The organism is Stenotrophomonas sp. 2201_Sma (assembly GCF_056486685.1).
This window is the reverse complement of record NZ_CM151329.1, coordinates 889,730-906,303: the sequence shown is the minus strand read 5'-3', so window position 1 is coordinate 906,303 and position 16,574 is coordinate 889,730. Positions and strand designations below refer to the sequence as shown.

At 66.4% G+C, this 16,574-nt stretch carries 11 protein-coding genes; 8 read left to right on the top strand and 3 right to left on the bottom strand.

The genetic code is table 11. The features are described from left to right. The first annotated feature begins 58 nt into the window (after positions 1-58). The 7 genes from phoR (at position 59) to lpxH (ending at position 11,220) form a co-directional block, all read left to right on the top strand. Complete coding sequence (phoR, locus tag ACZLIF_RS04105) at positions 59-1,387, top strand: phosphate regulon sensor histidine kinase PhoR (protein WP_053519437.1); 1,329 nt, start codon at positions 59-61, stop codon at positions 1,385-1,387. 4 nt (positions 1,388-1,391) lie between these two features. After that, complete coding sequence (ppk1, locus tag ACZLIF_RS04100) at positions 1,392-3,479, top strand: polyphosphate kinase 1 (RefSeq protein WP_053519438.1); 2,088 nt, start codon at positions 1,392-1,394, stop codon at positions 3,477-3,479. Between the two features lie 358 nt (positions 3,480-3,837). Further along, positions 3,838-5,364, top strand: coding sequence for an exopolyphosphatase (ppx, locus tag ACZLIF_RS04095; protein ID WP_053519439.1), 1,527 nt, complete (start codon positions 3,838-3,840; stop codon positions 5,362-5,364). A gap of 294 nt (positions 5,365-5,658) precedes the next feature. Then, complete coding sequence (locus ACZLIF_RS04090; protein ID WP_128989479.1) at positions 5,659-8,589, top strand: TonB-dependent receptor domain-containing protein; 2,931 nt, start codon at positions 5,659-5,661, stop codon at positions 8,587-8,589. A 166-nt stretch (positions 8,590-8,755) separates the two neighbouring features. Beyond that, complete coding sequence (locus ACZLIF_RS04085) at positions 8,756-9,901, top strand: glycosyltransferase family 4 protein (protein ID WP_111186886.1); 1,146 nt, start codon at positions 8,756-8,758, stop codon at positions 9,899-9,901. Continuing rightward, a complete protein-coding gene (locus ACZLIF_RS04080) occupies positions 9,882-10,421 on the top strand; it encodes a phosphatase PAP2 family protein (RefSeq protein ID WP_053519442.1) in 540 nt (179 codons plus the stop codon). Before ACZLIF_RS04085 ends, ACZLIF_RS04080 begins: the two co-directional genes overlap by 20 nt. 58 nt (positions 10,422-10,479) lie before the next feature. Further along, positions 10,480-11,220, top strand: a complete 741-nt coding sequence (gene lpxH / locus ACZLIF_RS04075; RefSeq protein WP_128989477.1) for a UDP-2,3-diacylglucosamine diphosphatase — start codon at positions 10,480-10,482, stop codon at positions 11,218-11,220. A 54-nt stretch (positions 11,221-11,274) separates the two neighbouring features. Here lpxH and ACZLIF_RS04070 read toward each other — a convergent pair whose 3' ends face one another. Continuing rightward, complete coding sequence (locus ACZLIF_RS04070; protein ID WP_128989475.1) at positions 11,275-12,528, bottom strand: M12 family metallo-peptidase; 1,254 nt, start codon at positions 12,526-12,528, stop codon at positions 11,275-11,277. Positions 12,529-12,753: 225 nt separating this feature from the next. Here ACZLIF_RS04070 and ACZLIF_RS04065 point away from each other — a divergent pair, with 225 nt between their 5' ends. Further along, positions 12,754-14,211, top strand: coding sequence for a DUF2235 domain-containing protein (locus ACZLIF_RS04065; RefSeq protein WP_478462344.1), 1,458 nt, complete (start codon positions 12,754-12,756; stop codon positions 14,209-14,211). Positions 14,212-14,253: 42 nt separating this feature from the next. On the opposite strand, the gene ACZLIF_RS04060 is transcribed toward ACZLIF_RS04065, so the two are convergent. Then, on the bottom strand, positions 14,254-15,078 hold the full coding sequence (locus tag ACZLIF_RS04060) for a ferritin-like domain-containing protein (RefSeq protein WP_128989473.1): 825 nt from the start codon (positions 15,076-15,078) through the stop codon (positions 14,254-14,256). A 10-nt stretch (positions 15,079-15,088) separates the two neighbouring features. Next, positions 15,089-16,555, bottom strand: coding sequence for an amidophosphoribosyltransferase (purF, locus tag ACZLIF_RS04055; RefSeq protein WP_065175938.1), 1,467 nt, complete (start codon positions 16,553-16,555; stop codon positions 15,089-15,091). Between the last annotated feature and the right edge of the window lie 19 nt (positions 16,556-16,574).

The following is a 16,574-nucleotide window of genomic DNA, read 5'->3' as shown; positions in this document are numbered from 1 at the left end:
TCTGCTATAACCCTTGGTTCATTCCAGTGAACCACCGCACCTCATCGACGAGACCGCAATGCCCCGCCACATCCGCTCTGCCTGGTTGAAGACGCTGGCTACCGTCGCCGCGGTACTGCTGTTCGCCGGACTGGTGGGATGGTTCACGGGCCATCTGTGGTTGTGCGTCGCACTGGGCGCGCTGGCGACGCTGGCCTGGCATTACTGGCGCTTGCGCAGCGTGCTGCGCCGGCTGACCGCGCGCCAGCGCTGGGATACCGCCGAAGGCACGGGTGTGTGGAATGAACTGGATCGCCTGCTGTACCGCAACCAGGTCGAAATGCGCGTGCGCAAGCGGCGCCTGCTGGACATGCTGCGCAGCTACCGCGCCGCGGCCGCCGCGCTGCCCGACGCAGTGGTGGTGCTCGACCGCAACAGCCAGCGCGTGCAGTGGTTCAACGAAGCGGCCACGGCCCTGCTTGGCCTGCACCACCCGGGCGACCTGGGCGAGGCCCTTGTCGAGCGGTTGCAGCCGATGCCGCTGGCCCACTGGCTGGCCGGTGGTCGCAACGCCGAGCCGATCCTGGACGTGCCCTCGCCGGTCGATCCAGCGATCCGCCTGAACCTCCGCCTGATTCCGTATTCGTCGGACTACTGGCTGCTAATCGCCCGTGATGTCAGCAAGCTGCTGCGCCTGGAGCAGGTCCGCCGCGATTTCGTCGCCAATGTTTCACATGAGCTGCGCACCCCTCTCACCGTGGTGCACGGCTACCTGGACATGATGGATCCGGAGGATTTCCCCGGCACCGGCCCGATGCTTGAAGAGATGCGCAAGCAGAGCCAGCGCATGGCCCAGCTGGTGGAAGACCTGCTGACCCTGTCGCGGCTGGAGTCGCAGGAGCACACCGAAGAGGAAGTCGTGGCCATGCAGCCGATGCTGGCCACGCTGCGTCGCGAAGCCGAGGCCCACAGCCAGGGTCGCCACCAGATCAGCATCGAGGACCTTGCCGGCGTCGACCTGCAGGGCTCGACCAAGGAGCTGCACAGCGCCTTCTCCAATCTGGTCACCAATGCAGTGCGCTACACGCCGGCCGACGGCCGCATCACCGTCGAGTTCCGTCGCGAAGGCGACGGCGCGGTGCTGGCCGTGCGCGATACCGGCTATGGCATCCCGGCAACCCACCTGCCGCGGCTGACCGAGCGCTTCTACCGCGTTTCCAGCAGCCGCTCGCGCGAGAGCGGCGGCACCGGCCTCGGCCTTTCCATCGTCAAGCACATCCTCGGCCTGCACCATGCGCGGCTGGAGATCGAAAGCGAGGTCGGCAAAGGATCGGTGTTCTCCTGTCATTTCGATGCCGACCACGTGCGCCCGCGCGAGTCCGCCCCCCTGACCTCCGTCGAAGAATGAAGCCATGAGCAGCCTCGGATCCCTCCCTCTCCCCGTGAGCCCGGACAACGATCCGCTGCGCGATCCGGCGCTGTACATCAACCGCGAACTGTCGCAGCTGGATTTCAACTTCCGCGTGCTGGCCCAGGCCATGGACCCGCAGGTGCCCCTGCTGGAGCGCCTGCGCTTCATGTGCATCTCCTGCACCAACCTCGACGAGTTCTTCGAGATCCGGGCCGCCGCTGTCCGCCACGCGCAGGAATACGGCCTGCCGCCGGCTCCGGACGGGATGAGCCCGCAGGCCATCCTCAACGCCATCCATGAACGCGCCGCCGAACTGGTGGACCAGCAGTACCGCTGCTGGAACGAGACACTGCGCCCGGCCCTGATGGATGCCGGCATCGGCGTGCTCGGCCGCCATTCGTGGAACCATCGGCAGAAGCGCTGGCTGCGGGCCTACTTCCGCAACGAGATCATGCCGGTGCTGTCGCCGCTGGGCCTGGATCCGGTGCATCCGTTCCCGAAGATCCTCAACAAGTCGCTGAACATCGTCGTCGTGCTGAAGGGCACCGATGCATTCGGCCGCGCCGGCCACCTGGCCATCGTGCGCGCACCGCGCTCGCTGCCGCGCATCATCCAGCTGCCGGAAAAACTCGGTGGCTCGCAGAACTTCGTGTTCCTGTCCTCGGTGCTGTCCACCTTCGTGGATGAACTGTTCCCGGGCATGGAAGTCCAGGGCGCCTACCAGTTCCGCGTGACCCGCAATTCCGAGCTGGTGGTGGACGAGGAGGAAGTGGAGAACCTGGCGCTGGCACTGCGCGATGAACTGGTCGACCGCGGCTACCGGCCGGCGGTGCGGCTGGAAATCGCCCATGACATGCCGCGCGAGATCGTGCGTACCCTGCTGCAGAACTTCGGCCTGACCGAGAACGCGGTGTATCGCATCGATGGCCCGGTCAACCTCAACCGCATCATCCAGCTGTACGACCTCATCGCGCAGCCAGACCTGAAATATCCGCCGATGACGCCGCGCACGCTGCGCGACACCGATGGCATCTTCGAGACCGTGGCGCGCCAGGACCTGCTGCTGCACCATCCCTTCGATGCGTTCGCCGCGGTCCTCGACCTGATCCGCCAGGCGGCGCTGGATCCGAACGTGCTGGCGATCAAGCAGACCCTGTACCGCACGGGCAAGGATTCGCTGATCGTCGATGCGCTGATCCAGGCTGCACGTGCCGGCAAGGATGTGACCGTGGTGGTCGAGCTGCGCGCACGCTTCGATGAAGAGGCCAACCTCGGGCTGGCCGATCGCCTGCAGGAAGCCGGCGTACAGGTGGTGTATGGCGTGGTCGGCTACAAGACCCATGCCAAGATGCTGCTGATCGTGCGTCGCGAAGGCCGCAAGCTGCGCCGTTACGTGCACCTGGGCACCGGCAACTACCACAGCGGTACGGCGCGCGCGTACACCGACATCAGCCTGATCACCGCTGATGCGGACATCGGCAATGATGTGCACCTGCTGTTCCAGCAGCTGTCCGGGCTGGCCTCGAAGATGAAGCTCAAGCGCCTGCTGCAGTCGCCCTTCACCCTGCATACCGGCATCCTGGCGCGGATCGAGCGCGAGACGCGCATCGCGGCCGCGGGCCGCCCGGCACGCATCATCGCCAAGATGAACGCCCTCAACGAGGCCCAGGTAATCCGCGCGCTGTACGCCGCCTCGCAGGCCGGAGTGCAGATCGACCTGATCATCCGTGGCGCCTGCACCCTGCGTCCCGGCGTCCCGGGCGTGTCCGACAACATCCGTGTCCGCTCCATCGTCGGCCGCTTCCTGGAACACAGCCGGGTCTACTGGTTCGGCAACGATGGTGCGCCCGAACTGTACTGCGCGAGCGCCGACTGGCTGGAGCGCAACCTGCTGCGGCGGGTCGAGACCTGCTTCCCGATCCTGGATCCGACGCTGGCCAAGCGGGTCTACCGCGAAGTCCTGCAGAACTACCTGGACGACAACCTCAACGCCTGGGAACTGGATGCCGATGGCATCTATCACAAGCGTGCCCCGGCCCACGACGAGGCCCCGCATTCGGCGCAGATGGCGTTGATGCAGGGTCTCTGACCCGGTAGGTGCCGGCCTTGGTCGGCACAATGCGTCCAATCTAGAACACCGGGGTCAGAGCCCGTTGCGCAGCAACGGGATCCGACCCCGTGTCGTTCCGGCAGACCGCGGCCAACTGTCGAAGGCGGGGTGGGTCCGGTTGAGGGGGTGTGAGCGGCATGGATGCCGCGACCAAGCCCCCATGGATGGGTTTACGGCGTCCCCCTCAACCGGACCCACCCCGCCATCCCTCAGAAAACCCGATTTTGACGTTGACGTTGACCTTGCCGGCCAGCGGCCGGCACTACCGAACGCCCCCCGACAAAATGTGAAGGCCATGCGGTGACGAGCACACCGCCCCTTCGGCTAACATTCGCCCATGCCGCATACCACCACGACTCCGCCCGCATTGCAGGATGGCGACCTGCTGGCCGCCATCGACCTTGGCTCCAACAGTTTCCACATGGTCATCGCGCGCTACACGCTCGGCCAGCTGCGGGTGATCGACCGCCTGCGCGAAACCGTGCGCATGGCCGACGGTCTGGATGGCAAGGGGGGCCTGTCGGCTGCGGCACGGCAACGCGCACTGGAATGCCTGGCCCGCTTCGGCCAGCGCATCCGCAATGTCCCGTCGCACCGCGTGCGTGCACTGGCCACCAATACCGTGCGCCAGCTGCGTTCACCGCAGTCGTTCCTGGTTCCCGCCGAAACCGCGCTTGGCCATGCCATCGAAGTGGTGAGCGGCCGCGAGGAGGCGCGCCTGATCTACCTGGGCGTCGCCCATGCCCAGCCGCCCAAACCGGGCGAGCGCCGGCTGGTGATCGACATCGGCGGTGGCTCGACCGAGTTCATCATCGGCATGGGCATGCAGACCCTCGAGCGCGAGAGCCTGCAGGCCGGCTGCATTGCCAGCACCCGCCGCTTCTTTCCGGGCGGCAAGCTCAGCAAGAAGCGCTGGAAGGATGCACTGGCCGAGATCGGTCGCGAGTTCCAGCCCTTCGCCAGCAAGTACCGTGCGCTGGGCTGGCAGGAGGCACTGGGTTCTTCGGGCACCCACAAGGCGATCAGCGAGATCTGCGCGACGATGAAGCTGAGCAAGGGGGCGATCACCGCCGAAGCCCTGCCACAGCTGCGCGACGAGCTGCTCAAGGCCAAGAAGATCGACGACATCGTGCTGCCGGGCCTGTCCAGCGATCGCCGCCCGATCATCGCGGGCGGCATCCTGGTGCTGGAGGCGGCCTTCCAGGCATTGGGCCTGCAGAAGCTGCTGGTCAGCAAGGCCGCGATGCGCGAAGGCATCCTTTACGACATCGTCGGCCGTGCCGGCGAGAACGACCTGCGCGACGAATCGGTCGCTGCGCTCACTCACCGTTACGGCATCGACACCGTCCAGGCCGACCGCGTGCAGGACACCGCCCTGTCGCTGCTGGAGCAGGTACAGGAACGCTGGAAGCTCGACGCTGACGATGCCCGCATGCTCGGCTGGGCGGCACGCCTGCATGAGCTGGGGCTGATGATCGCCCACAGCGGCTATCACGTGCATGGCAGCTACGTGCTGGAACACTCGGACATCGCCGGCTTCTCGCGGCAGGAGCAGCAGATGCTGGCGGCCCTGGTCCGCAGCCATCGCCGCAGCGTGGGCAAGACCGCGTTCGACGCCCTGCCCGAGCGCCTGCTACTGACCGCGCGGCGGCTGGCCGCGCTGCTGCGCCTGGCGGTGCTGCTCAACCGTGCCCATGAGGACGCTCCGCTGCCGCCGCTGGAACTGACCGCCGATGACAACCGGTTGTCGCTGATCGTGCCGCAGGCGTTCATCGACGCCCGGCCGCTGCTGCGCGCCGACCTGATCGGCGAGACCGACGGCATCGCCGGCCTCGGCATCCAGTTCCGTCCCTTCGTTGCCTGAATACGCGCGCCTCGGCGTTACATTCGGTGACACTTTGCGCAATCTGGCGGCTTTTCCTGTTGCATCGCGTCAGCCCGTCGTTGGGGGTCCATCCGCGACGGCATCGTAAGCGATTGCTTTTGTTCATGTTTTGTGAAGATTTGTGACAAAGCGTTAATTTGTTCGACACGCCCTCTTTACACAGCATTAACCAACGAGACTACTATCGGGTTGCTGGTCCGGTCGCACGACCTTCCGGCTTCTTCGACGCCCTTTTTGGCGTCCGTTGCACGACCTGAGAGAGAGAGAGCTCGTATGACTTCACGCACCACCGCCCTGGGGCAGGCGATCCGCTATGCCCTGGCTACCACTGCAACGCTGGCGGCACTGCCCGCGTTCGCCCAGAGCGAAAGCACTGCTTCGCCGACCAACCTGGACCGTATCGAGATCACCGGTTCGCGTATCCGTCAGGTCGACGTGGAAACCGCCCAGCCGGTGTTCGCGATCAGCCGCAACGATATCGAGCGCCAGGGCTTCAGCTCGGTTGCCGACATCCTGCAGAACGTCACCGCGATGGGCAGCCCGGCAATCAGCCGCGCCAACGCGCTGACCGCAGGCGAGAACGCGGGCGGCACCTACATCGACATGCGCAACCTGGGCACGCAGCGCACGCTGGTGCTGGTCAACGGCAAGCGCCTGGGCATCAGCACGTCCGGCTACCAGGACGTTTCCTCCCTGCCGGTGTCGGCAGTGGAGCGCATCGAGGTGCTGAAGGACGGCGCTTCTGCGATCTATGGTTCGGATGCCATGGCCGGCGTGGTCAACATCATCACCCGCTCCAACGTCACCGGCGTGACCGCCAACGTCTACCACGGCCAGTACAGCGAGGGCGACGGCGCGCGCGACCGCTTCGACGTGGTCGCCGGCTGGAACAACGACCGCATCTCGCTGACCCTGTCGGCCGAGCATGCAGAAGAGAAGGGCGTGTGGGCACGTGACCGCGGCTTCAGCCAGTACGGCATGACCGATCGCCACCCGAACGACAGCAGCAACTGGACCACCATCAGCCAGTACGGCCAGTTCACCGGCGTGCGCGGTCCCGGCTGCAATGCGACGCCTCCGGCAGGCTGTGGCTACTCGCTCAACCGTGGCACGGACCCGACCAATCCGGCCAATTACCACCTCACCAGCTCCACGCCCTTCACCGGTGACGTGAGCAACGCCAACGACCAGATGCACGTGATGTACCCGGTCAAGCGCGACTCGATCTACTTCGACGGCCGGTTCAAGATCACCGACAACGTCAACTTCCGCACCGAGCTGGGCTACAACCAGCGCGAGTCCACCCGCCAGATCGCGGGCTATCCGCTGCAGTCGAGCACCGCCGGTGTCGGCTCCATGTCGATCGACAGCTACTTCAACCCGTTCGGCAACCAGCACGGCTTCGCCACCCCGACTGCGGTGGCCTGGAACCGCCGCACCTGGGAAGTGCCGCGCGTGACCACCAGCGAGCTGAAGACCTACCGCGCGGTGGCCTCGTTCGACGGCTCGTTCGACATCGGCGAGCGCTACTTCGACTGGGAAGTGGGCTACCAGTACAACCGCAACGAGCTGGAATCGGTGGCGACCGGCAACCTGCACAAGGGTCGCGTCGCGGCCGGCGTAGGTCCGTCCTTCTTCAACGCTGCCACCGGCAAGGTGCAGTGCGGCACTGCCGCTGCTCCGATCTCCTACGACGTCTGCAAGCCGTGGAACCCGCTGGTTCCGTACGGCACCACCGCTGCCGATGGCATCTATGGCAACGAAGAACTGCAGGCGTGGCTGTTCCCGGATGAGATCACCAAGGGCCGCACCACCTCCAAGAACTTCTTCGCCAGCATCGCGGGCAGCATCGTGACCCTGCCGGCCGGTGACCTCGGCTTCGCCTTCGGCGTGGAAAGCCGCAAGGAAGAAGGCAAGTACACCCCGGATGCCCTGGCCCAGACCGGCGCCACCACCAACCTCGCGGCTGGCCCGACCGGTGGCGACTACACCGTCAATGAAGCCTACCTGGAAGTGAACGTTCCGGTGCTGGCCGATCTGCCGGGCGCGAAGGAACTGAGCTTCAACGGTGCTACCCGTTTCTCGGACTACAACACCTTCGGCAACACCCTCAACAGCAAGTTCGGCTTCAAGTGGAAGCCGATCGACTCGCTGATGGTGCGCGGCACCTGGGCGGAGGGCTTCCGCGCCCCGACCATCAACGATCTGTTCGGTGGTGGCTCCGAGACCTTCGCGCAGTTCAGCGATCCGTGCGACACCCGCTTCGGTTCCTCGGCCTCCAGCGCCGAAGTCCGTGCGCGTTGCGCGCGTGACATCGCCAATGCCGATACCTTCCGCCAGCTGCGCCAGGGCGGCACTCCGGTGAACACCTCCACCGATGCCACGCCGGTGCCATTCACCTCCGGCTCCAATCCGCAGCTGACTCCGGAAACCTCGACCAGCAAGACGCTGGGCCTGGTCTGGAGCCCGAGCTTCATCCAGGGCTTCAACGCCTCGCTGGACTGGTGGAAGATCCGCATCGACAACACGATCATTGCCGATACGCCGACCCAGATCCTGCAGGACTGCTACGAAGCAGGCATCGATTCGCGCTGCACGCGCTTCCAGCGTGACCCGGTGACCGGCATCGTGACCAACCTGAAGTTCGGCAACCGCAATGCGGGCTTCATGGAAACCGAAGGTTACGACCTGGATGTGAGCTACCGTCTGGACACCCGGTTCGGCAAGTTCAACGTGAATTCGGCCACCACCTACGTGTCCAGTGCGACCTACCGCACCTCGAACGACAGCTCGATCGTTCCGATCGTCACCAACGGCATCGGCAGCGCCTTCCGCGTCCGCTCCAACCTGGCGCTGGGCTACGATCTGGGTGACTTCGGGGTGACCTGGACCGCGCGCTACTACTCGGGCGTGAAGGAGACCTGCTCCAACATCGGTCTGTATCCGGACGAGTGCTCGGATCCGGGCGTGTATGCACCGTGGTACAAGGGCTCGCGCAACTACAACGAGCGTGGTTCGGTGACCTTCCACGACGTGCAGTTCCGCTACAACCTGCCGTGGGATGCGACCGTCGCCGTCGGCGCCAACAACGTGTTCGAGAAGTCCGGCCCGATCATGTACAGCAAGCCGAACTCCGCGTTCTCGTACTACGGTGGCTACGACATCGGTCGTTTCATCTACATGAAGTACCAGCAGCGCTTCTGATCGATCGCACTGCGACGCTCCACGACCACGGCCCTTCGGGGCCGTGGTTTTTTCTGGCCCCGGCCCCGCCGCCGGCACTCCTGCGCGTCTGTCATGCCTGTGTCGCCAAGCCGTCATGTCGGCTACATCGCCAGGCCCGAGCATGCCGGGAAACCGGAGGCCCGCCATGCGCTATGCCATCGTCACCGAGACGTATCCGCCGGAAGTCAACGGCGTCGCACTGACCGTGCAGGGACTGGAACAGGGCCTGCGGACGGCCGGGCACGAGATCGACCTGATCCGGCCACGCCAGGCCAGTGAAGCGCTGGATTCCGCTCCCGGTACCCTGCTGGTTCCCGGCGCCGCCCTGCCCCGCTATCCCGGGTTGCGGTTCGGCCTGCCGGCCCCGATCCGGCTCGGTCGCCACTGGCAGCAGCAGCGCCCGGATGCGATCTATGTCGCTACCGAAGGCCCGCTGGGCTGGTCGGCGCTGCGTACCGCGCGGCGCCTCGGCATCCCGGTAGCCAGTGGCTTTCACACCCGCTTCGACGAGTATCTGCCCGACTACGGGGTCGCCTGGCTGCAGGCCGCCGCGATGCGCTGGATGCGCCGCTTCCACAACCAGGCCGACGCCACCCTCGTGCCCACCCGCGAGCTCCAACAGTTCCTTGCCGAACAGGGCTTCGAGCGCGTCCGGCTGCTGGCCCGCGCGGTCGACAGCCAGCAGTTCGACCCGGGCCGGCGTGACCCCACCCTGCGCGAGGAATGGGGCATCGACGGCAATGGCCTGGCAGCGATCTACGTTGGCCGCATCGCCGCCGAGAAGAACCTCGGACTGGCCGTGAAGGCGTTCCGCCGCCTGCAGCAGATACGGCCGAAGGCACGCTTCGTCTGGGTCGGCGACGGGCCCGCACGGGAGAAGCTGGCGCATGAGAACCCCGACTTCATCTTCTGCGGCATCCAGCGCGGCGAAGCGCTGGCCCGCCATTTCGCCAGCGGCGATCTGTTCCTGTTCCCCAGCCGCAGCGAGACCTTCGGCAACGTGACCCTGGAAAGCATGGCCAGCGGCCTGGCCACGGTGGCCTTCGATTACGGCGCGGCGCGTGAGTACCTGCGCAACGGCGAGAACGGTGCCGCCGTGGACAACGACGAGCAGTTCGTCGAAGCGGCCGTGCAGCTGGCCAGCGATGACACGCTGCGCCGCGAACTGGGCAGCCAGGCCGCACGGGCGATGAAGCGGCTGCATCCGCAGCAGGTGGTGGCCGAGTTCGATGCGCTGCTGGCCGAGCTGGCGAACACCCGGAGGATTGGCCATGCGCACCACGCCGCTTGAACTGCTGCGCGGCAGCGAAACACGCCTGTGCCGGCGGGCGAACCACTATTGCCGGCGCCGCCGCGTGCGCCGTCTGTTCTCGATCATCAGCCGGCTTGGCGACGGCGTGTTCTGGTACGTGCTGATGGGTGTACTGGTGGCGATCGATGGCTTCGACGGGCTGCGCGCATCGGTGCACATGGCCGCCACCGGCCTGGCCGCGCTGCTGCTGTACAAGGGCCTCAAGCGCTGGACCCGGCGCCCCCGCCCGTATGCCGCCGATCTGCGCATCCGGGCCTGGGTGGCCCCGCTGGACGAGTTCAGTTTCCCGTCCGGGCATACCCTGCACGCGGTGTCGTTCACCATCGTGGCGTTGGCCTATTACCCCTGGCTGGCGCCGCTGCTGGTGCCGTTCACCCTCGGCGTGGGCCTGTCGCGGGTCGTGCTGGGCCTGCATTACCCCAGCGATGTGCTGGCCGCCACCGGCATCGCCGCACTGCTGGCGTCGGCCAGCCTGGCCTGGCTGCCGCTGCCGGTGTGATGCGCTCGCCGGCCATGGCCCGGCGCTACCGGTATCCGCGATGACCTAGAATGCAGGCATGACCACGCTGTTCATTTCCGACCTGCACCTGGACCCGAGCCGTCCGGAAATCACCGACCTGTTCCTGCGTTTCCTGCGCGAACAGGCGCCCGGCGCGGACGCGCTGTACATCCTGGGCGATCTGTTCGAGGCCTGGATCGGCGACGACACGCCCTCACCCGCCGCCGATGCGGTGGCGGACGCGTTGAGGACGCTCGCCGACAGCGGCGTGCCGGTGTACTTCATCCGCGGCAACCGCGATTTCCTGCTTGGCGAAGACTACGCGCGCCGCGCCGGCCTGCGCATCCTGCCCGACCCCTGCGTGATCGAGCTGTACGGCCGTGCCGTGCTGCTGCAGCACGGCGATCTGCTGTGCACCGACGACATTCCCTACCAGCAGTTCCGCGCGCAGACGCGCGATCCGGCATTCCAGGCGCAGTTCCTCTCGCAACCGCTGGCCGCACGCATTGCCTTCGCACAGAAGGCCCGTGAAGCGAGCCAGGCACGGCAGTCGGAAATGAAACAGGGCGACCGCGCGCAGTTCGAGACAGTAACCGACGTGGCCCCGGCCGAAGTGGAGGCCACCTTCATCCGTCACGGCGTGGACACCATGATCCACGGCCACACTCACCGCCCTGCAATCCATGCGCTGCAGGCCGGCGGACGCAGCTGCACCCGCATCGTTCTGGGTGACTGGTACGAGCGGGGCTCGGTACTGCGCGTGACCCCACAGGGCTGGACGCTGGATTCGCTGACCTGAGGCCCGTCCATCCACGGCAGCGCACGACCCCGGGTCGTGCGCCCCGAGTACCGGTTACCGGAAGCCGGCGATGGTGTGCTTGGTATTGACCAGCACGCGCTGGTTGTCGGCGGTGCTGGCAGTGCCCATCGGGATGCCGTTGTAGCTGATGTTCGGATTGGACCAGTAATTCAGGCGCGGGCAGCTGCGGGTGCAGTTGTACGCCATGATGGTGCGCCAGCCGGTACCGCTGGACGGCTCATAGCGATAGCCATGGCCATAGGCGTACGGCGACGTGCTCGGATCGTTGGCGAGATCGTGCCGCGCGCTCTGCAGGTGGCCGATCTCGTGGGCGAACGAGTAGTAGCCGGTCGCGCAATCCCAGTACACCGCCGCGAATGCGGTGGATGCGCTTGAGCCGATGCCCGAGGCCAGGCCGCAGTACGACGCGTTGTTGATCAGCAGCACGCCGACATCGGCCGTGTAGGTATTGCGGCTGCTGTGGATGCTGTCCATGTAGCCGTCGCTGGTGCCGCGGAAACGTGCCAGATCGGTATTGAAGTCGCCGGATTCGCTGTAACTGGTGGTCTCGTAGCGGGCCAGCTGCAGCGTCAGGCCGACATTGCTGTTGGTGTAGCCCTGGTTCGACTCGGCGACCGCCAGCTGCACCAGCGACTGCATGTTGCCGCCATAGGCGGCGACGGCGGCATTGGTGGCCACCACCAGTACGCGGATGGTCGCCGGCGTTCCCGAAGACGCCTGGGCAATGCCGATGCGGTCATCGGCCGGCAGCGGAATCTTCGGCAACTGGTTGTAGTCGGCCGGGTGGTCGGCCGGCATCCGCGATTCATCCACTTCCACCAGGACGTGGCGGTTGCCGAGCGGACGCAACCGGTAGAGTTTGCCGTCCTTGCGGATCGAGCCGGTCAGCGTGTCGCCGGAGCGGACCAGGATCACCGAATTGCCAGGGTCATCCTGTCCATTGGAGGTGGCCGCCTGCAGCCTGCCCGACGCGGAGCGGAGCTGGCCGTACCAGACAGAGCTGCCGTCGGGCAGCGTTTCGACCTTGCTGCGTACCGCCTGCACCCGCTGGCCAAGCAGCTCGAACTCCAGCTGCGGCTGCGCGGTGGCAGCGGCATCGACCCGCACTTCCTGCACGGCGGCCGTGGACGGCGTCGCCAGCAACCGGCCCAGCGCAGGTTCACTGCTTGCCGATGCACGACTGAGTACCGTCACCGGCTCGAACAACGGTGCAGCACCGGCGGCCGCAACCACCGACATTCCCAGCAACAGGCCACCCGCCGTCTTGCCAATCGATCTGGACATCATTTCGTCGCTCCTTGAATGAAGTGAACAGCAGTGATGCAGCACGACCCGTTGTGTCGGGTCCGGCCATCTGGCCTGCGCAGGTCGTGTGAATTCAATAGGCGGTCGGAATGAGAATCTGGATCTGTGATCGACCGCATCTGCGTTCAGTCAGGTCAACAGCGTCGCTACACTTCGCCAACACACCGCTTTCGCGCTACCGTGACGTAGCCACGACGGGGAATGCACATGGCACCAGCGCAGGACACCCATGACGATGCCGCCGTGCTGCGGATCGGTCTGTTCTTCGATGGCACCCGCAACAACGCGCACAACCTGGCGCGCGGACACGTCCAGGTGCCGCAACCCCGCCCTGCCGTGCTGCGCGCCGACGATGATTCGACCTATCAGAGCCGGTTGACCAGCAGCTACGACAATGGCCTGACCAACGTTGCACGGCTGCACCGGTTGTATCCGGACAGCCGCCAGGAGACGCTGCCGTTCCCCTCGCTGGCCATCTACGTGGAAGGGGTGGGCACCCGCGATGATGCCGAAGACGATCTGCTGGGACTGGCCTTCGGCATCGGCGCCAGCGGTGTGCGTGCCAAGGTCGAGCGCGCGCTCAACGAGCTGTTGCCGGCAGCATTGACCAGCGTGTCCGCGCGCTGGCACAGGCCCGTGCAGGCCGTGCAGCTGGATCTGTTCGGATACTCGCGCGGGGCGGCGGCGGCGCGCGATGCCGCCAACCGCTTGCAGGCCTGGGATACGGCCCGCTGGCAGCAACTGCTGCAGGACGCGGGGCTGGTGTGCGCCGCCGGCTTCGCGCCGGCACGGCCGCTGCTGCGCTTCATCGGCCTGTTCGACACGGTCGTCGCCGTAAGCGGGGGAAGAGCCGATGAGCGACCACGCGTCGCCCTCGCCGCCGACATCGCCGGACGTGTCGTGCAGCTGGTCGCGCGCGACGAACATCGCCAGCACTACCCGCTCACGCGGGTGGCCGCAGCGCACATGGAGATCGCACTGCCCGGCGTGCACGCCAACATCGGCGGTGGCTACAACCAGACAGAGGAAGGACCGAAGCTGCTCAGTCGCCCACGCCGGCAGCAGCTGCGCCGGCCAAGCGTGGCCGACTACCAGGTCCCCCCGCTGGCACAGCTTCAGGCCACGACGGTGTACGCCGAGGCGCAGGCGGATGCCGAACGCTGGCGGCAGCAGCTCGGGCTGGGCGAAAAGGAAGTGTGGGTCGATGTCTGGCACCAGTGGCAGCAGCAACGCCGCGCCGGCAGCCGCAGCGTGCTGCTGTCGCCGGTGTTGTACGTCACCGCGGCAGTGGTGCTGCGTCGGCGCATCGACTGGCGTTACCAGCTGGTGGCCCTGCAGGTGATGCAGCAGCAGGCCATCGCCGCCGGCGTACGCTGGCGCGCAGATGCCAACGCGGTTGCCGGCTGGGAACTGCCCGACGCACTGCTGCCTATCGCGCGCCGGCTGATGGCCGGCCAGGCCCTCACCCCGGCCCAGGAAGCACTGCTGCGCAGGCGCTACCTGATGCAGTCGGCACACTGGAATTTCGACGCACTGGGCGATACCGCGCTGACCTATGCGGCCGATGCCGGCGTGAGCGAGCTGCCGTATCGACCCGGTCCCGGCCTGTTCTGCATCAACCGCCCGACCGTGGATGGCAAGCGGGTGGTGCTGCCGAACACATGAGACGCGCCCGCGCAGGGCGGGAAGGGGCTCCCGCGTTGCCGGTCAGCCGGCCTGTTCGACCAGGTTGGCCAGTTCATCGGCATCGAAACCGGCCAGCAGGCGGGCTTCCAGGTTGAACGGACCGTGCAGGTAACCGCCTGCGAACTCGACCAGCAGTGCCTTGAAGCGTGCGCGCGGTTCAACGCCGGCACGTTCGCAGTACCAGCGGTACCAGCGCGAACCTGCGGCGACGTGCGCCACTTCCTCGCGCAGGATGATCTCCAGCACATCCGCGGTCTCGCCATCGCCGACGTTGCGCAGCTTGTCGATCATGCCCGGTGTCACGTCCAGGCCGCGCGCCTCCAGTACGCGCGGCACCAGCGCCATGCGTGCCAGGCCGTCATGTGCGGTCTTCTCGCACATCTCCCACAGGCCGTTGTGCGCAGGGAAGTCGGCGTAGTCGTGGCCATGGGCCAGCAGGCGCTCACGCAACAGCATGAAATGCCGCGACTCGTCATCGGCACAACTGACCCAGTCGGCATGGAAAGCTGCGGGCAGGCCACGAAAGCGATACACGGCATCCCACGCCAGATCGATCGCATTGAGTTCGATGTGGGCGATGGCATGGATGAAGGCGGCGCGCCCTTCCACCCCACCGAGGCCACGCCGCGGCACCTCGCGCGGATGGACCAGCCGCAGGCGGTCCGGCCTGCCCGGCATCCGGATCGGCTCCGGTGGCGGCACATCCACCGCCACCTTCAGCCGCCCCGCACGGAATGCCGCGGCATGGGCCTGGGTCAAGGCCACCTTGCGCAGCGGATCGGCTTCTGCAAGGCACTGCTGCGCGGCACGCAGCAGGTCGCCACCGACGTCGGCCACCTCGACCACGCCCTTGGCCTCAGGCGCGGCGCTTGTGCTTGGCGTCGTCCGAACGCAGCTGCTGGATGCGCTCGAAATAGCCCGGTTCGATGCCGGTGGGATAGTGGCCGTTGAAGCAGGACGAGTCGAAGTTGCGCAGTGCCGGGTTGCCCTCGCTCACGGCCGCTTCCATGTCTTCCAGATCCTGGTAGATCAGCCAGTCGCAGCCCAGGTGGGCCTCGATTTCTTCCACGCTGCGGTTGTGCGCGACCAGTTCTTCGGCAGCCGGCATGTCGATGCCGTAGATGTTCGGGAAGCGCACCGGCGGCGCGGCACTGGCCAGGTAGACCTTGCGTGCGCCCGCATCACGGGCCATCTGCACGATCTGCTGGCTGGTGGTGCCACGCACGATCGAGTCGTCCACCAGCAGCACCACCCGGTTGCGGAACTCCAGGTGGATCGGGTTGAGCTTGCGCCGCACCGACTTCACCCGCTCACCCTGCCCCGGCATGATGAAGGTGCGGCCGATATAGCGGTTCTTGATGAAGCCTTCGCGGTACTTCACCCCAAGCACATTGGAGATTTCCAGCGCGGCATCGCGCGAGGTGTCCGGAATCGGGATGATGGTGTCGATGTCGTGGTCCGGGCGCAGGCGCAGGATCTTCTCGCCCAGCTTGATGCCCATGCGCATGCGCGCCTTGTGCACCGAGACATTGTCGATCATCGAATCCGGGCGGGCGAAGTACACGTACTCGAAGATGCACGGGGTATGCTCGGCCGGTTCCGCGCAGATTTCCGAGAACAGCTCGCCACGCGCGGTGATCACCAGCGCTTCGCCCGGCTGCACGTCGCGCACGCGCTGGAAGCCGAGCACGTCCAGTGCGGCCGATTCGGAAGCGACGATGTACTCGTCGCCCTCGGCATGGCTGCGCTTGCCCAGCACCAGCGGACGGATGCCATGCGGATCGCGGAAGGCAACCAGTCCCAGGCCCAGCACCACGCTGACCACCGCGTAGCCGCCCTTGCAGCGACGATGCACGCCGGCCACCGCGCGGATGGCGGCTTCCGGACTGAGCTGGCGCTGCTGTTCCAGTTCGTAGGCGAACACGTTCAGCAGCACTTCGCTGTCCGAATCGGTGTTGACGTTGCGGCGGTCCTGCTCGAACACCTGCTGGCGCAGAGCCTCGGTGTTGATGAGGTTGCCGTTGTGCGCCAGGGCGATGCCATACGGCGAATTGACGTAGAACGGCTGGGCCTCGTCCATGCCTTCCGAACCGGCCGTGGGATACCGCACGTGGGCGATACCGACGCTGCCCTCCAGGGTGGACATGGTGCGTGCGTCGAACACGTCGCGGACCAGGCCGTTGGCCTTCTGCACCCGCAGGCGGCTGCCGTTGGCGGTGGCGATGCCTGCCGCGTCCTGGCCGCGATGCTGGAGGACGGTCAAGCCGTCATACAACTGCCCGGCGACGTTCTGGTTGCCGACGATTCCGACGATGCCACACATGGTGCGAGGTCTCCGCTGG

What these genes read in the sequence shown, in the direction of transcription:
- phoR (WP_053519437.1), top strand. Translation starts at nt 59, where the DNA reads ATGCCCCGCCACATCCGCTCTGCCTGGTTGAAGACGCTGGCTACCGTC.
- ppk1 (WP_053519438.1), top strand. Translation starts at nt 1,392, where the DNA reads ATGAGCAGCCTCGGATCCCTCCCTCTCCCCGTGAGCCCGGACAACGAT.
- ppx (WP_053519439.1), top strand. Translation starts at nt 3,838, where the DNA reads ATGCCGCATACCACCACGACTCCGCCCGCATTGCAGGATGGCGACCTG.
- ACZLIF_RS04090 (WP_128989479.1), top strand. Translation starts at nt 5,659, where the DNA reads ATGACTTCACGCACCACCGCCCTGGGGCAGGCGATCCGCTATGCCCTG.
- ACZLIF_RS04085 (WP_111186886.1), top strand. Translation starts at nt 8,756, where the DNA reads ATGCGCTATGCCATCGTCACCGAGACGTATCCGCCGGAAGTCAACGGC.
- ACZLIF_RS04080 (WP_053519442.1), top strand. Translation starts at nt 9,882, where the DNA reads ATGCGCACCACGCCGCTTGAACTGCTGCGCGGCAGCGAAACACGCCTG.
- lpxH (WP_128989477.1), top strand. Translation starts at nt 10,480, where the DNA reads ATGACCACGCTGTTCATTTCCGACCTGCACCTGGACCCGAGCCGTCCG.
- ACZLIF_RS04070 (WP_128989475.1), bottom strand. Translation starts at nt 12,528, where the DNA reads ATGATGTCCAGATCGATTGGCAAGACGGCGGGTGGCCTGTTGCTGGGA.
- ACZLIF_RS04065 (WP_478462344.1), top strand. Translation starts at nt 12,754, where the DNA reads ATGGCACCAGCGCAGGACACCCATGACGATGCCGCCGTGCTGCGGATC.
- purF (WP_065175938.1), bottom strand. Translation starts at nt 16,555, where the DNA reads ATGTGTGGCATCGTCGGAATCGTCGGCAACCAGAACGTCGCCGGGCAG.